We start from the raw sequence: 19,230 nt of genomic DNA on the forward strand, positions 1-19,230 counted from the left end.
CGAGCCACTCCAAGGAAGCCATGAGCCCCACCGATCTCCCTCCGGAATCCTCCACGGATCAGACCACGGACTCGACCGCGCCCCGCAAGCGGAAGAAGCGCGTCGCCCTGTGGACCCTGGTCAGCTTCGCCACGATCGTGGTGCTCGCCGGGGTGGCCGCATTCATCTACGTCGCAAGCCTGATGAACACGTTCGACTCCAAGACGGCAAAACTCCCCTCCGCCTTCCCCGCGGAGAGCCAGCGCCCCGCCGTCACCAAGGTGGGCGACAAGGCCGCCGTCAACATCCTGCTGGTGGGATCCGACAGCCGGGGTGCGACGAAGGACACCGCCGAGTCGGGCAAGGCCTCCGACCAGCGGGCCGACAGCCTCATGCTCTTCCATGTGCCGGCGGACCGGAAGAACGCCTACCTCGTGTCGATCATGCGCGACACCTGGATCCCCATCGCCGGGCACGGCGAAGCCAAGATCAATGCGGCCCTGGCGTTCGGCGGCGTCCCGCTCCTCGTCCAGACCGTGGAAGGCCTGCTGAAGCAGCGGATCGACCACGTGGCCTTCATCGATTTCGAGGGTTTCAAGGGCCTCACCGACGCGATCGGCGGCGTGGACGTGGACGTCCCCGTGGCCTTCACGTCGAGCGGTTTCGGCAAGGAGGGTTTCCACTACCCCAAGGGCACCATGCACATGGACGGCACCACGGCTCTGGCGTTCGTCCGTGAGCGCTATGCCTTCAACGACGGCGACTACCAGCGCGTGCGGGACCAGCGCGTCTTCCTGCGCGCCCTGATGAGCAAGATCGCCAAGCCGGAAGTGCTCGCCAATCCCGGGACCCTGAGCTCCGTGGTCAATGAGATCTCGCCCTTCATCACGGTGGACTCGGCGTTCACCGGGCAGAAGGCCGGGGAGCTCGCCGTGGAACTCAAGGACATCCGCCCCTCGAACACGGTCATGTTCACCCTGCCGACCCTCGGCACCGGCTGGTCGCCGGACGGGCAGTCGATCGTGAACCTGGACTCCGCCAAGGCGGACAGCCTGGCCGATGCGATGAAGGCCGGAAAGATGCCCGATTTCATCGCGGCCAACAACCTGAAGAACGGCAACTGAGCATTTCCGGCGCTTTTCGCCGTGACCGCCGCGACGGAAACACCCCGCGAAAACCGGGGGATCAACGGAATAAGTGGAGGAACTTTGACACCGGATGCGCTCGTCCTCGCCCCGATCGGTCTCGCGGCCGTTCTCGTTCTGAGCGGGATCGCCAAGCTGCGGGACCGTGAATCAACGCTCAGCGTGGTGACGGAACTCCGGCTGCCCGGTTTTCTGCGACACGGCTATTTCGCGTGGTCCCTGCCCGTGGGCGAGATTCTCCTGGCGGTTCTCCTGCTGTCTCCTTGGCGAGGCGCCTTTGCGGTGGCCGCGGTGCTGTCGTCGGCCTTGTTTCTCGGCTACTGGGTGGTCATCGCCCGCGCCATGACTTTTGATCCGCGTCCGAACTGCGGGTGTTTCGGCCGTATCGGCGATCAGAGCGTTTCAGGAAAGACCCTCCTCCGGAATTCATTGCTCCTTGTTCTCAGTGCGTTCACGCTGTGGCTGGCATTCAGCGGCGGCACCGTGTTCTCCGTGATCACGCACGGCTCCGAGGCCCCGTGGTGGATCGCGCTGACCGCCCTTCTGCTGGCGCTGACGGCATTGATCGTGTCCCGCTCGGGCCAGGAACAGACCGCGGCCGCCTTCGTGCCCCAGCGTCCCGCTTCCGAGGAGCCGGACTCCGAGGACGCCGACTACGCCCGCGACCCCATTCCCACGGCTCTGCTGCTGTCCGAGGACGGCGGTGTGCAGACCCTGCGGGAACTCGCAGCGGCCAGGCCCCAGCTCCTGGTGGCGTTCAACTGCGTGTGCAAGCCGAGCCACGTCGCGGCGGGCAAAGTCGCCGAATGGGGCGAACGGATTCCCGAAGTCGACGTGAGGATCCTCAGCACGGTGCCGCACAAACCACTCCGCCGTTCCATCCCCACCGCCGAGGGTGTTCTCTACGATCACGAAAGCCTCGCGTGGAAGGCCCTGGGCCTCACCAGTTCCCCGTCCGCCGTGCTGCTCGGGGCGGACGGATATCTTGCCGGCGGTCCCGTCGAAGGTCTTGAGGAGATGGAGAGTTTCGTCGAGGAAATCGCGGACGTGCTTCGTGAGGCCGCGGAGCAGCGCTGAAAGTCTGCTTACTGAACCGCGGAATTCCGCTCAGCGACGACGGCGACCGGTCCGCCGGCGTCGTCGTTTTTCCCGGGGTGCCCTGAACATCGCCACGGGAATTTCCCGTTGACGAAAAAGCCGCAGGCTTCATGTGCTCTGCCGAGAGACGCCTATCAAATCCGTATGACTACCTGTCGCAGACTTTTAAATCATTGACAACAGGCTCTGACAGCGTGATACAACTCTCTAGAAGCCGGAATTAGGGATCCGGCTCATCACTCGCATCATCCAGGAGCCAATAATGAGTAACGAGACGCCTAAGTCCATCGAGCGCCGCCGGGTTCTCCGCGGCGCAGCATGGGCTACGCCGGTACTGGCCGCGGCCATCGGCACCCCCGCAGCGGCCGCCTCCGGCGGACCGGTCTGCCCCACCTGCATCCAGCCGGGCGTCCTGCTCGGCGGCGCCACCACCAGCCAGTCCGTCGTAGTCGGCAACACGGGTGCCCTCGCCTTCGCCGGCGTGTTCGGCATGGATTCCAGCAACTGTAATCTGAACCTGTTCCAGCCGCTCTACACGTCGATCGTCACGTCGGCCACGCTGACCATGAGCGATGGCAGCACCCACGCCGGCACGGGCCTCGGCACCGCCACCGGCACCTTCGGCCAGATCGGCGCGCTGCCGGGCACCTGGCTGTTCAGTGGGATCAACTTCCCGTCGGGCACCTATGTGCTCAACAACAACCCGGTTCGCCCGACCCGTGTCACGGCCACCGTGAACGTGATCCTCGTGGGCCTGCCCTCGCTGCTGCAGATCACCTGCCCCGTCACCCTGACCTGGGATCTCAACGTCTTCGCCACGGGCGTCATCACGCCGGCCTTCCTCGGCGGCACCGGCACCCTCAACTACACGGGCACCGCAACGCCCGTCCTGTAAGCCGGCCGGTTCGACGAACCGTTCTCTTGCACGCAGAAGGCCCCGGACATCCGTCCGGGGCCTTCGTGGTGCTCCTGTCCGCCCTGGCGCCACGCGCCCGGCGGTCCGGGGCTCAGCCGCCCACGTGCGTGGTGAGCATCGCGGCACGGAGCTGCGCGACCGCCGTCGTGCTGCCGGCGAGGAACCAGCGGAGACCGTTGACCGTCACGACGTCGACGGCGCCGCCCGCAGCCAGCACGAGCGCGGCGCCCGGGAACCAGTCCCAATCGGGGCAGGAGTGCTGGAACCAGCAGTCGATCTCGCCCTGCGCCACGCGGGAGAGGTCACAGGACCCCGACCCGAGCATCCGCAGCGACGCAGCGCCCACCGCCGCGGCGTGCCAGGGCATGGCGCACAGCGGATCCTGCAGCCAGGTGGGGTGGATATAGGTGGCCGCGCTGGACTCCGCCAGTTCCTTCGTGGCCGGGCCGCTCAGCGGCCTGCCGTTGAGCGTGGCCGGGTGGTCCCGCCCACCGACCCAGAGCTTGTCCTCCTCCGGCTGGTGGACGGCGCCGAGCAGCGGGCGGCGGACGCCGTCCTCCTCGGCGACGAGCGCGACGGCGGAGCACCAGTACGTGGAACCCCGCAGGAAGTTGTAGGTGCCGTCCACGGGGTCGATCACCCAGGTGCGCCCGCTCGCCGAGGGGTGGGCCGAGCCCTCCTCGCCGAGGATGCCGTCGTCCGGCCGGCAGCGGCGGAGCTGCTCCACGATGTACGCCTCGGCCGCGCGATCCGCCTCCGTCACCACGTCGGCGACATTGGTCTTCTGCTGCGAGGTCACCCCCGCCGCACGCATCAGCTGGGCCAGTGAGCCGGCCTCCCGGACCAGCACTTCGGCCAGGGCGGCGTCGCTCAGAGAGGGGTCAGGGTTGGCGGTGCTGTGGCGGCCGATGCTCATGACTCCAGCGTATCCGCGATAATGGAGGACATGTCCAAAACGCCTGCCCAGCGCATCAAGAAGCACGGCTCCCGGGCCGACGTCCCCGACACCGCTCCCCCGCCGGTGATCAACCCGCTGAGGCAGCGCGCCATCTCCCGGCAACCCGGACAGCAGCCGGCACAGCAGCCGCAGTCCAGCGCGAAGATGCTCGTCATCGCGGCAGTCGTCGCCGCCCTGTTCATGTTCTGGTACCTCCACCTGATGGCACTGTCCCAGATGACGCAGCTCAGCGGCGGTCTCGCGATGCCCGATTCGCGAGTGTTCGGCTTCGACACCGCGGCCATCGAGCAGCTGCGCGGCGCCATGGACGACGCCGCGCGCGGTCAGCTCAACTGGGTGCACAAGACCGCGGGCATGCTGTTCCCGCTCCTGTTCGGGCTGGCCTGGGCGCTCGTGATCGGGATCAACACCGGACGCTCCTGGCTCCGCACCGTGCTCTGGTCCCTGACGGGGCTGTTCGTGGTGGTCCGCATCGTCGGCAACTTCGCCGTCGACGCGCTGTTCGCCGCGGCCGCCCCGTCCGCTGGAGCGGTCGCCTGGGCCTCGTTCCTGGTGGTGTCCGGCTGGGTGCTCTTCGTCCTGTGCCTCGTCGCTGCGGTCATCGCGCTCGTGCGCGGCCGGAAGAAGTCCCAGGCCTAGTCGCGGGCCGCGAGCTTGTATGCTTAAAGGCGTTGTCAGCCCGCCCTCGTAGCTCAGGGGATAGAGCACGGCTCTCCTAAAGCCGGTGTCGTTGGTTCGAATCCAATCGAGGGCACACAGCGTTCGACGCCGGAACCGCGGCACGCAGCAGCGTGCCGCGGTTCCGTGCTTTCCGGGAGTGGTGCCGCCGCCGCGGAACATCGCTCCCCGCGCCGGCTTGCTAGGGTACTGAACCATGAGTTCACCGCAGTTCCTCACCGTGTCCGCCGTCTGTGTCTACGACCGGGAGGGGCGGCTCCTGACGGTCCGGAAGCGCGGCACGGAGAAGTTCATGCACCCCGGCGGAAAGCCCGAGCCCGGTGAGACCGCTGCGCAGGCCGCGAGCCGGGAGCTCGCCGAAGAGGTCGGGATCAGCATCCGGCCCGAGTATCTCCAGCACCTGGGCACCTGGGACGCGGATGCGGCCAATGAGGCGGACACCGTCATCAGGGCCAGCGTGTTCAGCGCGCCCGGCGTCTGGGAAGCGACGCCCGCCGCGGAGATCGAGGCGATCCGCTGGCTCGACCTGGATCACGAGTGGCCCTCCGACCTCGCACCCCTGCTGACCGAACACGTCCTCCCGGCGCTCCTCGAAACCCGCGGGGCCCGCTGACCCACGACGGGCGGCCGACTGAGGCGGCCGGCTCGGGTGGCCGACTCGGTTCGCCGTCCGGCGATGGGGCGACGCCGCCAGGACGCCGGCTCACCATGCCGTGGTGTCACGGAAATCACCTGGACTGCGCGCAGTGATCTACGGAAAGGCCCTGGAAACCCTTATGGTGGCCGGGGCCTTTTCCCTGTTCTGAGGCCCGGGGAAACCTGCTCTCCCGCCCGCCTGTCATCATCGTGAATTCGCGCACTCCAGATTTCCGGCATGCGATATTTCCCTCCCGGGCGAAGTCCAGCCCCAGGTCGAGAGGCGGTGCGCGCTCTCGCCTTACGGAGCGCCGGCAATTCCGAAAACACCCGCATGTGGACACTTATTGACACCGATTTACCAAGATGTCAACGTTTGTGATGTCAGTTCCAACACCCTTTGAGAGAAATCTCTTGGTTCATTCACTCCTAAGGAATCTGTCATGACCTCTTCACCGCACTCTCATGCCTCCCTGCGATGGCAGCAGGGGCGACGCCTCGGCGCCGTCACCGCCGTCGTGGCACTCACCACCGTGAGCGCCGGCCTCTCCCCAGCCGCCGCCGACACCCCGTCGTCGTCCTCCGCCTCCGCTGCCCCCGTCTCGGTGTCCTTCACAGGGAAGAACGCCGTCACCTGGGGCGGCAGCTCCGCGGCCTACCCGTCCAACCCGGGCCCCAACTACGGTTACGTGCCGAACGATGTGCAGCTCGGATCCGCGAGCACGACCATCGGCGGCGCGTCCGTGGCGCTCTCCAGCCTGGTCCGGCTGGACTCCGGCGGTCTGCTGACCAGCATCAGCCAGGCCGGCTCGGCCCTCAACTCCCGTGGCGCATCAGGGGCGCTCGGGCAGAACTTCACGTTCCCCACCACCGGTGATCCGTCACAGGCCGCCCACATCGACCTGATCAAGGCCGGAGCGGGGTCCACGATCCCGGCGGGCCTCGTGGACAGTGTCACGCTGGACCTCGGCGCCTTCGCCTCGGAGACCAGCTTCGTCAACGGACGTCTGCAGGACCCCGACGGCGTCGGCGGCCCGGGCCGTTACCGCGTCGGTCAGGCCGATGTCACCGTGAAGTCCTCCGCCGTGAAGAATGCGGCGGCCCAGTTGTACAACGGTCTGGGCGCTGTGGACCGGAAGATCGAGCAGATCGTCAACCAGGGCGTTCCGCTGAACAAGCTCAACGGCCTGCTCGGCGTCGTCCACCCCACCCCGACCATGACCGTGCAGAGCAACACCCGTGACAAGGTGTTCTCGAAGCTGCTGGCCCAGCCGCTGACCTCCAAGAACAAGCTCGTCACCATCGATCTGTCCACGGGCACCGTCAAGGTCCACCTGGACCAGCTCGCCTCCGGCGGTCTGAACTCGCAGAGCCCGAACAAGGAGCTCATCGACTCCAAGGACTACCCGCTGATCGCGCAGACGGTCCACGACCTGATGCATGACGCGACCAACATCGCGGTCGGCGCGGTGGAGAACTCGCTCGATGCCGTGAAGATCAAGCTCAGCTGGGTCGGTCCGCTCCTGCTGAGCCCCAACGGTCTCAACATCACCTGGAGCTTCACCCTGAAGCAGGCGGCGACCGGCACGCTCCCGGCCCCGGTCAACAACAGCAGCGGGCTGCTCGGCGGGGTGGTCGGCAGCCTCGTGACCACCCTGGCCAAGTCCGCCAACGTGGTGGGCACGGTCTTCCGCCCGGTCTACAACCTGGTGATCGCCAACGCCGGCGACGGGGTGTTCGATCTGCTCATCAACCAGATCAAGTTCGGATTCACCTCCACCGTGGTGAACATGCTCCAGCCGGTCTTCACCGCCGCCACCCAGGTGGTCTCCGTGAAGGTCAACAGCCAGAGCACCGAGACCTGCACCCCTGCGGGCGGCGCCCCGGTGCCGAGCTCCCATTCGCTCTCGGCGCTGAGCCTGTCCTTCCTGAAGTCCGCCGACGGCGCACGTCTGGACCTGGGCAAGTCCTCCGCGAAGGCGACCCCGGCCGGCTGCTGACCGCAGCCCGCCCCACCCGAGGGTGTGCCGTCACCGGACGGCACACCCTCGGCGTGTCCGCCGCCTGGCCCGCCGCCAGGCTCCCCAGAACCTTCCAGGAGGAACCGTGACCCGGAAGACCAAGCTCCTTCTCGCCCTCGCAGTCGCAGTGCTCGTCTTCCTCGGCGGGTGGGCCGGAGGGACCCTCGCGGCACCCGGCCGGACCGCTTCCGCGGAGCCCGCACCGGCGTCGTCGCCGTCCGCTGTGGCCGACCCAGGCGCGCCGGAGTGTGGCGACGGGGCGAAGGCCCTCACCCACCGGTTCCCGGCTGGCAGTTCCTGGACCATGTGCTGGAGTGTCGATCCCCAGCAGGGCCTCACCCTCACGAAGGTGGGCTACACGGCGCCGGGCCAGAAGACGCTGCCGGTCGTCCAGGAGATCTCGCTCTCGCAGTTGGAGGTCCCCTATGACACCGGTGTCCGCACCACCAAGGACATCACCGAGCACGGTTTCGGGGGACGCAACATGAAGACGCTCGGCTCGGCCGAGTGCGCCGGCACCAGGATCGCCGCGGTGCTCCCCGATTTCGGCACCGGAGCGGTGGGCGGTTCGGAGACCCGTGAGGTGTTGTGCACGGAAGAGGTCGACGCCGGCCTGGGCCGCCGCAGCGAGTACACCGGAAGCCCGGTCGCCCAACGTGGCCGTTCCTTCGAGATCAGCACGCTCTCCGTGGTCGGCTGGTATGAATACCTCTCCCTGTACAGCTTCGGCGAAGACGGCAGCATCACCCCGCGCCTGGGCGCCACGGGTGATCTCTCCCCGGCGGATTACTCCCACGACGCCGAGCACGGCTCCCCCGTGGGCCCGGGCACCGCCGAGGCCGCCACGAGCCACAACCACAACGCGGTCTGGCGGATCCACTGGGGGCTGCCGGGAAGCCAGAGCGTCCAGGAGTACAACGCGGACTTCACGGGGCAGCGTGGCAAGGATGCGGCGATCGTGAACGGCACCTTCACCCCGCTGGCCACCGAGACCCAGAGGCTGCGGGACGACCGCCGCTGGTGGCGTGTCCTGGGCGGCGCCAGGAATCCGGACGGGCACCAGGTGTCCTACCGCATCCAGCTCGATCAGAGCGATGGCTACACCCCGCACAGCCACGGCGACCACGCCGGCCAGACCGGTCCCGGTTCAGGTGATGCGGCTTTCGGCTACGACGTGGCCTTCACGCAGTTCAAGGACTGCGAGCGCTACGCCACCCAGAACCTGTCCGCCGGCTGCCCCTCCTCCGGGATCCCTCAGTTCGTGTCCGGGGAGAAGCTCGACGACGTCGTCTCCTGGGTGGCCGTCTCCTATCACCACGTGCCGCGCGATGAGGATCAGAGCCCCATGGACGTGCACTGGCAGGGTTTCTCCCTCCAGCCGCGGGACGCGTTCAGCCAGAACCCGCTGACACCCCCGGAGCGCTCCACGGTGAATGGGAAACCCGCAGCCAAGTGATGCCGGGTGCTCTCAACGGCTCAGCCCTGTGCGGGCCGACCGCTCTCCCCGTCTCCTGAGGAATCCGGCTCGAGGTCCTGGCCGGCCTCCTGGAGGGCGTCATGGGCCTCGGCGAACTGCGTGGTGTACAGCTCGGCGTAACGTCGCCCGGAACGGAGCAGTTCAGTGTGCGTGCCCCGCTCGACGATCCGACCGCCCTCGACCACCAGGATCTGGTCGGCGTCCCGGATGGTCGACAGACGGTGGGCGATGACGACGGCGGTCCGCCCGCTTAGCGCGGCCGCGAGCGCCTCCTGCACGGCGGCTTCGTTCGCGGAGTCCAGGGCGGCGGTCGCTTCGTCGAGGATCACGACGCGCGGGCCGGCCACGAGGAGCCTCGCGATCGTCAGGCGCTGGCGCTCTCCGCCGGAGAGACGGTAGCCCCGCTCCCCCACCACGGTGTCCAGGCCGTCGGGCAGGGACCGGACCATGTCCTCGAGCCGGGCCTGGCGGAGCGCGTCCCAGAGCTCGTCATCAGTCGCGTCCGGCCGCGGCAGACGGAGGTTCGAACCGATGGTCTCGTGGAACAGGTGGCCGTCCTGCGTCACCATGCCGACGCCCTGACGCAGGGAGTCGAAGCTCAGTTCGCGGACGTCGACGCCCTCGCCGGGCCGCGAGCCGCCCAGCAGCACGGCTCCGGAGTCGACGTCGTACAGCCGTGCCAGAAGCTGCGCCACGGTGGACTTGCCCGCGCCGGACGAGCCGACCAGCGCGACGGTCTGCCCGGGTTCGGCGCGGAAGCTCAGACCGTGGAGGACCTCCTCGCCACCCCGGGAGTCCAGCACCGCCACATCCTCCAGGGACACCAGGGACACCTGCTCGGCCGACGGATAGGAGAAGCGGACGTCCTTGAACTCGACGGCGAGCGCTCCCGCGGGCAGGGTCCGCGGCTGCTCGACCTCCCGGATGATGGGCCGGAGGTCCAGGACCTCGAAGACCCGCTCGAAGCTCACGAGCGCGCTCATGATCTCGACGCGCGCGTTGCTGAGGCCGGTGAGCGGCACGTAGAGGCGCGTGAGGAGCAGCGCCAGCACGACGACGTCGCCCGCTCCCAGCGTCCCGTGCAGCGCCAGCCAGCCGCCGACCCCGTAGACGAGGGCGAGCGCGAGCGCCGAGACGAGCGTCAGGCTCGTGACGAACGTGAACTGGAGCATGGCGGTGCGGACGCCGATGTCCCGTACGCGATGCGCGCGGGCTTCGAACTCCCGGGACTCGTCCGAGGGGCGGCCGAACAGTTTGATGAGGGTCGCGCCGGGCGCGGAGAACCGCTCCGTCATCTGGGTGCCCATGGACGCGTTCTGGGCGGCGGCTTCTCGGCGCAGCGCGGCCAGTCGTCCGCCCATGAGGCGCGCGGGCACCAGGAACAGCGGGAGGAGGACCAACGCGAGGAGCGTGACGAGCCAGGACTTGTCGAGCATGACCACGAGCGTCAGCGTCAAGGAGACCAGGTTGCTGACCACCGAGGACAGTGTTCCGGCGAAGGCCGCCTGCGCGCCGACCACGTCATTGTTCAGGCGGCTGACAAGGGCCCCCGTGCGGGTCCTCGTGAAGAAGGCGACCGGCATGCGCTGCACGTGGTCGAAGACGGCGGTGCGGAGGTCCAGGATGACGTCCTCGCCGATCGTCGCGGAGAACCACCGGACCAGCAGCCCGACGCCGGCCTCGGCCACGGCGACGACCGCGATGAGCACCGCGAGCCGGACCACGAGGTCGACGTCCTTACCGGCCACGATTGCATCGACCACCTGCCCCGCGAGCAGCGGCGTGGCCACGGCCAGGAAGGCCGCCACGATGGACAGCAGGATGAATCCGATCAGGCGTCCGCGGTGCGGGACGGCGAACGCCAGTACGCGGCGGATGGTCTCCCGGGAGAAGGGACGCCGGCCTTCCTGCGCGCGGGAAAGGTTGTAAAGGGAGCTCATCGCCGCCCGGTCCATACTCATGGCTTGTCCTCCTCGGACGTGATCCGGCGGCCGGGTTCCGCGGTGAGGCCGTTCCGGGACAGGGAAAAACCCGCCGCTCCGAACTTGGGGGGTATCCGGCGCGGCGGGCTCCGGGCAAAAACTCTAACAGAGGCCCGAGAGACGGCGCAAAGGTCGCTGCGGCGCGAGCGGCTCTGTCGGGGCCTGGCGCACGAACTAGTCAGTACGCGAACCTTTACCAAACGGTGATCTGATCACGGATGTGTTTTGTACAGAACCTGGGATAATAGAAGACGTGTGATCGTGGCGTCTGGGGAGGCGCTCACACATTGGGGGGATGAGCGGCGGCGAACCGGGGGGTTCGCCACCGCTCAGCCTTTTAAGGGCTCTCTCGCTCCCCGGAAAACCTCCCCCAAGCCTTCGTCAGGTCATGCTGGAAACTAGCCTGTGACCTGCTTGACGTCAGATCGTCAGTTACCTGCGGCTTGAACCACTCTCTCCGCACCTGCCGGCCCGGCCACGCCGTGTCCGTTCGCGCCGCACGGGGACCCCCTGAACAGTCACAACCGCCTCCTTACGGCCGGCGACGGCGTCGCCCTCCGGTGATTGTTGGTCCGGACCGCGGCGATCCCTAGCATGGGCATGTTATCCACCCTTTATTGTGAATCATTCGAAAGAGGAAACATGTCTGAGTCAATGACGACTGCTGCTCCCTCCGTGGCCGCCAAGCTCGGAGCCGAGATCGTCGGCACGTTCTTCCTGGTCTTCGGTGTCATCGGCACCGCGCTCTTCACCGCAGGATTCGCCGCCGGCGAAGGCGGCCTCAACGTCGGCTTCCTCGGCGTCGCCCTCGCGCTGGGCCTCTCCGTGATCATCGGGGCGTTCGCGTTCGGCCCGATCTCCGGCGGCCACTTCAACCCGGCCGTGACCCTCGGCCTCGCAGCGGCGGGACGCTTCGCGTGGAGGGACGTCGCGGCCTACCTGGTGGCGCAGGTCATCGGCGCCGTCCTGGGCGCGACCGCCCTCGTCGCCATCCTCGCCGGCGGCAAGGACGGCGCCCTCGCCGCGGCCCAGAAGGGCGGCTTCGCCTCCACCGGCTGGGGCGAGCTGTCTCCCGGTGGCTACAACGCGGCGTCGTTCTTCATCGCCGAGATCGTGGCGACCGCCCTGTTCGTCACCGTCATCCTCGCCGTCACGGGCAAGCGTGGCGCCGGCCAGCTGGCGCCACTGGCGATCGGGCTCACCCTGGTGGTCATCGCCCTCCTGGCCATCCCGGTGACGAACGGCTCCTTCAACCCGGCCCGCTCCATCGCCACGGCCGTCTATGGCGGCCCTGCCGCGCTGGCGCAGCTCTGGGCCTCGATCGTGGCCCCGATCGCCGGAGGCCTGATCGCCGGTTTCGCCCACAAGGCCCTGTTCGAGGGCGAGGCGAAGTAGCGGCCTGCCCGTCCGGCGGGTGAGCGCCGAGGTCAGGATCCGCCAGGGCCGCTGCCCTCCGGCCCCGTCGGGGTTCTGAGCGAGTCCCAGTCCTGGGCCGCCCAATCGATCGGCCCCGAGTTCCGGGCGGCCTTGGGCGCACGCTTGCCGTCCGGCGCGGCGGCTTCGGCGCGCGACGACGGCGACGCCCCCGGCTTCGTCGGCTTCGGGGCGCCCGTCGCACTCCGCTCGTCGTGCTTCCAGGGCAGCGGAAGAGCCATCAGCTCCTCGCCCATCCGCACCCCGTGGGGCGGCACCACCAGGAGCAGCTCGGCCCCGGCCCATTCGGCCAGACCGTGGCCCGGCCCGCACGGCGAGGCCATGCCGAACACCGTGTGGCCGGGCACCAGACGCGCAGGGCGGAGTTCGGCGTCCAGGGCGCGCCCCGAGGGCACGGGCCGGAAGGCCTGGGCCTCGCGGCGCCCCAGGGAGGCGAACAAGGGCTCCCCCAGCAGGGCCAGCGCGGTCAGCGCTTCGCCGGGCGTGCCGGGCAGGCCGAGGACATGGCGGCCGTCCGGCAGCACGCCCGCCACCACGGTCTGGAGCGGTTCGCAGGACACGCCGTCCACCACGTACTCGATGCCGAGCGCCTCCAGCGCCTCGCGCAGATGGTCCTGCTCGCCCGCTCCCGTTCCACCGACCGTCACGACGACGTCGACGGGCGCCGCCGCGCCGTCGGCGTCCTCCTCCAGGGCCGCGCGCCACTCGGCCGCCGTGCCGGAGATCCTGACCGTGTTCTCGACCGCGACGCCCCAGGCGTCCAGCAGCAGCCCCAGCACCGGTCCCAGCGTGTCCCGGTCCTCACCCCACCCGGGACGGCCCTGAGTCACCAGGTGGCCCGACTGCACCACCTGCACCCGAGGCTTCGGAATGGCCGCGACGGTGTCGAGCCCGGCGCCGGCCAGCACTGCGAGGCGCAGCGGGTCCAGCGTCGAGCCACGGGCCACGAGGGGCGCGCCCGCAGGCAGCCCTTGCCCCGATGGCACGATATTCTCACCGTTGCGCGGCGCCCCGGGTCGGGCGCCCGGCGCACGGTCGACGACGGCGAGCCCCTCGGCGTCCAGCGTCACGCGGGCGTCTCCCAGGGCCAGCACGCCCTTGCCGCCGGGAGGCAGCGGCCGCCCCTTCTCGACACGGCTGCTCTGACGACCCGCCAGACGCTCCCCCGGTTCGGCGATCACCCACGGCGGACTGCCGTTGACGGCCCAGCCGTCGACCGCGGCCCTCGCGCCGAACGGGACGTCCTCCTCGGCGACGACGTCCTCGGCCGTCAGCAGGCCGGCCGCCTGCGCCAACGGCACGTGAACGGCGGGAAGGGCTTCCACCCGGTCCTGCAGCAGGCTCCGGGCCTCATCCCAGCTGAGCTTGGCCGTGGGCACCCCGTCCTGTGCTGTCATGACCGGCCGCTCCGGAAGCGGGGCAGACTCCGCAGACCGCTGACGGGCATCACGACGGCGCTCCCCCGCGTCTTCGACCTCGGTGTCTCTGAGCTCGGCGTCTCTGACATCGGCCGGCGCCTCCCTGCTCCTCGTCCCGTTCATCGTTCCGGCCCCCCGGGCCAGAACTCCAGCCTAGAACGGGAGCCGCGAACGGGCCGGGCCCGAGCCATCGTGTCGCCGCGGGAAGACCCGTGTCGGGCGGACGAGGCGCACCGGACCGGCCCCGGACGGCGGCGAGCCGGCCGGGGAGCTCACCGGGCAGGGATCAGGCGGCGTCCTCGGCGGGCAGATAGGCGCTCCACTCAGGGGTGGGCTTCTCCAGCTCCTTGATCTGCCACACGGTCCCGACAGGAGGCCGCGGGATGAATCGCAGGCGCCAGCCCATCTCCGAAGGAGTGTGGTCCCCCTTGGTGTTGTTGCATTTGAGACAGCACGCCACGAGGTTCTCCCAGGAGTCCCGGCCACCGCGGGACCGGGGCAGGATGTGGTCGATGGTGTGCGCGGCCTTGCCGCAGTATCCGCAGCGATGACCGTCGCGGCGCAGGACTCCTCTCCTGCTGACCGTCGAGACCACATTGTGCCGTGGTCTGATGTAACGGTTCAGCAGGATCACCGAGGGCCGTCCCAGGACTTCACGGGGGCCGACGACGGGTTCGCCGCCCTCCGAGACCACACTGGCCTTTCCAGCCAGCACAAGGACGAGCGCCCGGCGGAAGGTGACCACCGCGAGCGGTTCATATCCAGCATTCAGAACGAGAGTGCGCATGCACATACCTCTTCACGGCCGCACCCGGCAGGGGCACGAGGGCCGGCTGCCCCCGGCGTGTCCGGGCTATGGATCGACGTAACCAGCCTAAACACGCCCGGGCGCGTGCGCGATGCCTTGGCCCACATTGCGGACGTGTCGCGCGAAAAATTCACCCCTCGTTGGCGCCTTCGACAGTTCCCGGCTTAACGACAGAAGGACCCCGCCACAGGCGGGGTCCTTCTGACAATCTCCAGCGGGAGGGGCTGGTGCTTCAGACCGAGGTCTTAGCCACCCACGCGGATGAAGACGGGGCCGGAGCCGACGAACGCGTCGTACACCTTGGTGGTGTAACCGAGGAATCCACCGTGCACGGCCTGGCCGTTGCCGATGTAGACGGCCACGTGAGGCACACCGACGCCACCGTCGGCGTAGTAGATGACATCGCCGGGCTGAGCTTCAGCGGCGGACACCGTACGTCCGAGGGACAGGTAACCGGCGGGCCAGTCGTGGAAGTTGATGCCCACGGCGCGCAGGGAGTTCGACACCAGAGCGGTGCAGTCCTGGTTGACACCGAGCTGAGCCAGAGCGGCAGCGGCGATCGCAGCACCCTTGCCGGAAGCGGCGGCGGCGTTGACCGTCTTCGGTGCCGGAGCGGCAGCGGCGACGTTCGAACCGGTGACCTGGGTGTTGGTGTTGGTGTTCGCCGTGTTGTCGGCGACCGGGGCGGTCTGGGTCTCAGTGTTGGACTGAGCCTCGACGACGGGGGCCTCGACGACCGGAGCCGGCTCGGTCTTGACCGCGGTGCGGACGAAGCTGAGCTTGGCGGTGGAGGATGCGGCCACGGCCTGCGGAGCAGCCTTGACCTCGAGGGTGGTTGCTGCGGAGGAATCGCGCTGAACGCTGGTCTCCGCGGCGTTGGCGGCGATGCCGCTGGTGAGCACCAGGCCCGAAGCCGCGGCGATCACTGCGGCCTGACGGCCCATGGATCCGGCGTTCGAAGAAACGGCCTTGGAGATTTCAAGAAGCGAAGTGTTGGGTGCCTGCTTAGCGCGATGGCGCGCAGAGGTAGTGCCAAAAGACAAGGAAAAGCCTCTCCCGATGCCTACGAGGTGAGCTGTCGGATTCGGATGGGAGCCATCCGGCCGTCCGTCGCTTTCGCGATCTGACGACTTAACCCCAAGGCCTTGCACACAAGGCCAGAATTGGTTCCCCCGCCTCTGCCAGACGAAGTAGTTACGAACGGACCTCGGTTGGTGGCAGAGCTCGGCAATCCAACCCAGGGCTCCCCCTCTTACGAGGAGGCGCGATCTATAAATTACAGGAGTCCCGGCAGAATGTCACGTTAAGGTTACGGAACATTCGTCGAGACCGAGAGATGGCTCTCGATCAGAGCCATCCGGACGGGTCGACGACCTGGCCGTTGACCATCACTTCAAAATGGAGGTGGCAGCCCGTGGAGGCGCCGGTGGTGCCACTGAGCGCCACGACATCGCCGCGCTGGACGGTCTGTCCGGGCTGCACGGTGAAGGAGCTCAGGTGGTTGTAGGTGGTCTCAAGACCGTTGCCGTGATCGACCACGACGCGGTTTCCGCCGCCGGTGTCCACCCAGCCGGTGAAGACGACCTTGCCGGCCGCAGCAGCCATGACCTGGGTGCCGCACTGGGCCACGAAGTCTTCGCCGCTGTGGAAGTCGGACGGGCCGCCGAGGGGGTTGATGCGCCAGCCGAAGGGCGAGGCCTCGGTCAGGGAGGCGAGCGGGGAGCCCAGGGAGCCCTTGGCGGCCGCGGGGGTCACCTTGCCGGACTGGGCGCTCATGAGGGCCTTGAGGCGGGCGTCGGGATCCTGCTTGCTGGTGGCCGACGTGCGGCTGAAGGAGATCTTCGCCCCGGTGGAGGCGGTGACGGGGGCCTGAACGGCGCCACTGGCGGTGATGCCGACCGTGGCCTGCGTGCCATCCCGGCCGGCCGCTTCGGCCAGAGGGCCGGAGCTGGCGGGGAATGCGACGGTCAGAGCGAGGCCGCCTGCTGCGAGTGCGAGCCCACCCTTGTGGATGGCTCCGCTCTTCACTGCCAGATCGGCGATCTGCTGCAGAGGACCCTTCCGCTTCGCCTTACGGGGCGTCGACGGAAGGACGGTCTGCGCGGGACCTGCGGCCTGGGGGGCCGGACCACTCGCGCGACGACGTCCGCGCAGCTTGTCATTGCTCACGTATGCATTCCCTCTCATAGCGCCTTCGAAGTTAGCTGTCGGATTCGGGCCTGAGAGTCAGCTGCCCGGCCTGCGGAGGCACACGGGAACCCAGGGGGAACGGCTTGCGCCGCCTCTGAAAAGTTCCGAGCACCGCCGCGGGCTTCACCCCAAGACGATCTGATCCCAGACCGCCGGAAATGGTTCCCCCGCCTCTGCTGTCATGCTTCACACCCTGGTTTCGCCAGCAGAGCTCGGCGTACGAAACAGGTCACGCTTAGGTTTCAGCGCTGAGACATCACTATACGCGAACGGGCCCAAGAGTAATAAATTCGTTATCTAGTATGTGGATAAACCCACCGCCGGCGACGACGGACGCGAAGAACGCGCCCGCGGGGCCGCGGACGCGTTCTGGGAAACGAAGATGCAGTTCAGCGCGGTGTTCAGCCGAGCGAGACGAAGACGTGGGCGGCGACTTCGGGCGGCAGCTCGAGCGCTCCTTCGATGCCGGCCACCCGCACCGCGATGTAATCTCCGGCACGTTCGAGGCTGACGGTCGCTCCCGGGCGGATCCCGCCCTCGTCCAGTTGCTGCAGGAGCTCAGGCTCCACCTGCGCGGGCTCCGCCAGGCGGCGCACCGTCACGACGGACCCCGGGGAGTACTCGTTCATGGCCTGGACGAGGGTCATCAGGCCGGCGGCGAACGGCTCACCCTCCAGGCCGCCCAGCTGTTCGAGCCCGGGGATCGGGTTTCCATACGGCGAATCCGTGGGATGTCCGAGCAGCTCGTAGATGCGGCGCTCCACCCGCTCGCTCATCACGTGTTCCCAGCGGCAGGCTTCATCGTGGACGAACGCCCAGTCCAGGCCGATCACATCGGAGAGGAGGCGTTCCGCGAGCCGGTGCTTGCGCATGACCTCGACCGCGCGCCGTCGTCCGTGATCCGTCAGCTCCAGGTGCCGGTCGCCTGTCACCACCACGAGGCCGTCGCGCTCCATCCGGCCGATCGTCTGGGAGACGGTCGGCCCGGAGTGGTGGAGGCGCTCCGCGATCCGGGCACGGAGGGGGACGATCTTCTCCTCTTCCAACTCCAGGATGGTCCGCAGGTACATCTCCGTGGTGTCGATCAGATCAGTCATCCCGTCCTACCCTCACTCGCGTCGTGTGCGCCATGGCGTCCGCGCCCAAGCTTCATGTCGTCAAGCTTAGAACGCCGCCCCCTAGTCTAGCTTATTTGGAGTCTCTCTGAATAACGGATGCGGCAGATGACGCTCCCGGTCTCCGGAATCCGAACTCGCTTGGGACCTGAAGCCCGCCCTGCGGCAAAATGGCCTCAGGACGGGCGCACCCCGGAAGGACCCGTCCCCTCTGCCACACACCAGAACTGGAGCAATCTGTGAGCGATCAGGCACACCTCACCATCCCCGCCCATCTCCTTCCCAAGGACGGCCGTTTCGGCGCCGGCCCTTCCAAGGTCCGCCCCGAGCAGGTCGAGGCCCTCAGCGCTGCCGGCGCCACCCTGCTGGGCACCTCGCACCGGCAGGCCCCGGTCAAGAACCTGGTGGGTTCCGTGCGTTCCGGCCTGAAGTCCTTCTTCAACGCTCCGGAGGAGTACGAAGTGGTCCTCGGGGTCGGCGGCTCCACGGCTTTCTGGGACATCGCGACGTTCGGCCTCGTGGAGAAGAAGGCGCAGCACCTGTCCTTCGGCGAGTTCGGCTCCAAGTTCGCGTCCGCCACCAAGAAGGCGCCGTTCCTCGAGACCAGTTCCATCATCACGGCCGAGCCCGGCACCCGCCCGGAAGCCGTGGCCGAGGCCGGCGTCGACGTCTACGCCTGGCCGCAGAACGAAACCTCCACCGGTGTCGCCGCGCCCGTGCGCCGTGTGAACGGCGCCGATGACGGCTCGCTCGTGGTCGTCGACGCGACGTCGGCGGCCGGCGGCCTGGACGTCGACGTCCGCGAGGCGGACGTCTACTACTTCGCTCCGCAGAAGAACTTCGCGTCCGACGGCGGCCTCTGGCTCGCCCTCTTCTCCCCCGCGGCCCTGGAACGCGCGGAGCGGATCGCGGCGAGCGATCGCTGGGTCCCGGACTTCCTGAACCTGAAGACGGCGATCGACAACTCGGTGCTCAACCAGACGTACAACACGCCGTCGCTCTCCACGCTCGTCACACTGAACGCCCAGGTCGAGTGGCTGAACGCGCAGGGCGGCCTGGACTTCGCCAGCAAGCGCACCGCCGATTCCGCTGACCGCGTGTACTCGTGGGCCGAGGCGAGCGAGTACGCGACGCCGTTCGTGCAGCGTCCAGAGGACCGCTCCAACGTCATCGCGACGATCGACTTCGACGACTCGGTGGACGCCGCCCAGGTCGCCAAGATCCTGCGGGCGAACGGCGTCGTGGACACCGAGCCGTACCGCAAGCTCGGCCGCAACCAGCTGCGCATCGCGACCTTCGTGGCGATCGACCCCGAGGATGTGAGCGCGCTGACCGCTTCCATCGATTACATCGTCGGCGAGCTGCGCAAGTAGGC

Annotated in this window: 16 protein-coding genes, 1 tRNA gene and 2 riboswitches; of the genes, 10 read left to right on the forward strand and 7 right to left on the reverse strand. The window is 68.4% G+C overall.

The window, feature by feature from the left end; all coding sequences use genetic code 11:
* Positions 1-20 precede the first annotated feature (20 nt).
* The 3 genes from BLV63_RS15055 to BLV63_RS15065 all read left to right on the forward strand — a co-directional run bounded on the left by BLV63_RS15055 (position 21) and on the right by BLV63_RS15065 (position 3,117).
* A complete protein-coding gene (locus BLV63_RS15055) occupies positions 21-1,103 on the forward strand; it encodes an LCP family protein (RefSeq protein WP_066214300.1) in 1,083 nt (360 codons plus the stop codon).
* A gap of 84 nt (positions 1,104-1,187) precedes the next feature.
* Positions 1,188-2,201, forward strand: coding sequence for a MauE/DoxX family redox-associated membrane protein (locus BLV63_RS15060; RefSeq protein ID WP_066214296.1), 1,014 nt, complete (start codon positions 1,188-1,190; stop codon positions 2,199-2,201).
* Positions 2,202-2,484: 283 nt separating this feature from the next.
* Complete coding sequence (locus tag BLV63_RS15065) at positions 2,485-3,117, forward strand: hypothetical protein (RefSeq protein WP_066214293.1); 633 nt, start codon at positions 2,485-2,487, stop codon at positions 3,115-3,117.
* 112 nt (positions 3,118-3,229) lie between these two features.
* Here BLV63_RS15065 and BLV63_RS15070 read toward each other — a convergent pair whose 3' ends face one another.
* Entirely contained in the window at positions 3,230-4,054 is an 825-nt protein-coding gene (locus BLV63_RS15070; protein WP_066214288.1) for an inositol monophosphatase family protein, read from the reverse strand.
* Positions 4,055-4,084: 30 nt separating this feature from the next.
* On the opposite strand from BLV63_RS15070, the gene BLV63_RS15075 reads away from it, so the two are divergent.
* From BLV63_RS15075 to BLV63_RS15095, 5 genes are all read left to right on the forward strand, one after another.
* Positions 4,085-4,735, forward strand: a complete 651-nt coding sequence (locus BLV63_RS15075) for a hypothetical protein (protein ID WP_066214641.1) — start codon at positions 4,085-4,087, stop codon at positions 4,733-4,735.
* Positions 4,736-4,777: 42 nt separating this feature from the next.
* Positions 4,778-4,850: transfer RNA gene (locus BLV63_RS15080), tRNA-Arg, on the forward strand.
* Positions 4,851-4,970: 120 nt separating this feature from the next.
* Positions 4,971-5,387: an NUDIX hydrolase gene (locus BLV63_RS15085; RefSeq protein WP_066214285.1), complete on the forward strand. Its 417-nt coding sequence runs from the start codon at positions 4,971-4,973 to the stop codon at positions 5,385-5,387.
* A 466-nt stretch (positions 5,388-5,853) separates the two neighbouring features.
* Complete coding sequence (locus tag BLV63_RS15090) at positions 5,854-7,410, forward strand: choice-of-anchor G family protein (RefSeq protein ID WP_066214282.1); 1,557 nt, start codon at positions 5,854-5,856, stop codon at positions 7,408-7,410.
* A 106-nt stretch (positions 7,411-7,516) separates the two neighbouring features.
* Complete coding sequence (locus BLV63_RS15095) at positions 7,517-8,887, forward strand: copper amine oxidase (RefSeq protein ID WP_066214280.1); 1,371 nt, start codon at positions 7,517-7,519, stop codon at positions 8,885-8,887.
* A 20-nt stretch (positions 8,888-8,907) separates the two neighbouring features.
* Here BLV63_RS15095 and BLV63_RS15100 read toward each other — a convergent pair whose 3' ends face one another.
* Positions 8,908-10,869 carry an ABC transporter ATP-binding protein gene (locus BLV63_RS15100; protein WP_066214278.1) on the reverse strand — a complete coding sequence of 654 codons (1,962 nt, stop codon included), beginning with the start codon at positions 10,867-10,869 and terminating at the stop codon, positions 8,908-8,910.
* A gap of 663 nt (positions 10,870-11,532) precedes the next feature.
* Here BLV63_RS15100 and BLV63_RS15105 point away from each other — a divergent pair.
* Complete coding sequence (locus BLV63_RS15105; protein WP_082724148.1) at positions 11,533-12,285, forward strand: aquaporin; 753 nt, start codon at positions 11,533-11,535, stop codon at positions 12,283-12,285.
* A 32-nt stretch (positions 12,286-12,317) separates the two neighbouring features.
* On the opposite strand, the gene BLV63_RS15110 is transcribed toward BLV63_RS15105, so the two are convergent.
* The 5 genes from BLV63_RS15110 to BLV63_RS15130 form a co-directional block, all read right to left on the reverse strand.
* A complete protein-coding gene (locus BLV63_RS15110; protein ID WP_169795518.1) occupies positions 12,318-13,721 on the reverse strand; it encodes a molybdopterin-binding protein in 1,404 nt (467 codons plus the stop codon).
* Between the two features lie 307 nt (positions 13,722-14,028).
* Positions 14,029-14,529, reverse strand: a complete 501-nt coding sequence (locus BLV63_RS15115) for an HNH endonuclease (protein ID WP_066214639.1) — start codon at positions 14,527-14,529, stop codon at positions 14,029-14,031.
* Positions 14,530-14,795: 266 nt separating this feature from the next.
* Positions 14,796-15,593, reverse strand: a complete 798-nt coding sequence (locus BLV63_RS15120) for an NlpC/P60 family protein (protein ID WP_066214269.1) — start codon at positions 15,591-15,593, stop codon at positions 14,796-14,798.
* A gap of 3 nt (positions 15,594-15,596) precedes the next feature.
* A riboswitch (cyclic di-AMP (ydaO/yuaA leader) is annotated at positions 15,597-15,753 on the reverse strand.
* Between the two features lie 144 nt (positions 15,754-15,897).
* Positions 15,898-16,719 (reverse strand): M23 family metallopeptidase, encoded by an 822-nt coding sequence (locus tag BLV63_RS15125; protein ID WP_254780571.1) that lies wholly within the window; start codon positions 16,717-16,719, stop codon positions 15,898-15,900.
* A 6-nt stretch (positions 16,720-16,725) separates the two neighbouring features.
* Positions 16,726-16,968, reverse strand: a riboswitch (cyclic di-AMP (ydaO/yuaA leader).
* Positions 16,969-17,141: 173 nt separating this feature from the next.
* A complete protein-coding gene (locus BLV63_RS15130; RefSeq protein ID WP_066214262.1) occupies positions 17,142-17,837 on the reverse strand; it encodes an iron-dependent transcriptional repressor DtxR in 696 nt (231 codons plus the stop codon).
* Between the two features lie 257 nt (positions 17,838-18,094).
* On the opposite strand from BLV63_RS15130, the gene serC reads away from it, so the two are divergent.
* Positions 18,095-19,228 carry a phosphoserine transaminase gene (gene serC, locus BLV63_RS15135; protein WP_066214259.1) on the forward strand — a complete coding sequence of 378 codons (1,134 nt, stop codon included), beginning with the start codon at positions 18,095-18,097 and terminating at the stop codon, positions 19,226-19,228.
* Positions 19,229-19,230: the final 2 nt, after the last annotated feature.

Origin of the sequence: Arthrobacter woluwensis (assembly GCF_900105345.1) — a bacterium.
Classification (GTDB): domain Bacteria; phylum Actinomycetota; class Actinomycetes; order Actinomycetales; family Micrococcaceae; genus Arthrobacter_E; species Arthrobacter_E woluwensis.

Excerpts from the sequence above, each read along its gene's own strand:
- BLV63_RS15075 (WP_066214641.1), top strand. The coding sequence starts at position 4,085 with ATGTCCAAAACGCCTGCCCAGCGCATCAAGAAGCACGGCTCCCGGGCC.
- BLV63_RS15085 (WP_066214285.1), top strand. The coding sequence starts at position 4,971 with ATGAGTTCACCGCAGTTCCTCACCGTGTCCGCCGTCTGTGTCTACGAC.
- BLV63_RS15110 (WP_169795518.1), bottom strand. The coding sequence starts at position 13,721 with ATGACAGCACAGGACGGGGTGCCCACGGCCAAGCTCAGCTGGGATGAG.
- BLV63_RS15090 (WP_066214282.1), top strand. The coding sequence starts at position 5,854 with ATGACCTCTTCACCGCACTCTCATGCCTCCCTGCGATGGCAGCAGGGG.
- BLV63_RS15065 (WP_066214293.1), top strand. The coding sequence starts at position 2,485 with ATGAGTAACGAGACGCCTAAGTCCATCGAGCGCCGCCGGGTTCTCCGC.
- BLV63_RS15055 (WP_066214300.1), top strand. The coding sequence starts at position 21 with ATGAGCCCCACCGATCTCCCTCCGGAATCCTCCACGGATCAGACCACG.
- BLV63_RS15115 (WP_066214639.1), bottom strand. The coding sequence starts at position 14,529 with ATGCGCACTCTCGTTCTGAATGCTGGATATGAACCGCTCGCGGTGGTC.
- BLV63_RS15100 (WP_066214278.1), bottom strand. The coding sequence starts at position 10,869 with ATGAGTATGGACCGGGCGGCGATGAGCTCCCTTTACAACCTTTCCCGC.
- BLV63_RS15130 (WP_066214262.1), bottom strand. The coding sequence starts at position 17,837 with ATGACTGATCTGATCGACACCACGGAGATGTACCTGCGGACCATCCTG.
- BLV63_RS15105 (WP_082724148.1), top strand. The coding sequence starts at position 11,533 with ATGTCTGAGTCAATGACGACTGCTGCTCCCTCCGTGGCCGCCAAGCTC.
- BLV63_RS15070 (WP_066214288.1), bottom strand. The coding sequence starts at position 4,054 with ATGAGCATCGGCCGCCACAGCACCGCCAACCCTGACCCCTCTCTGAGC.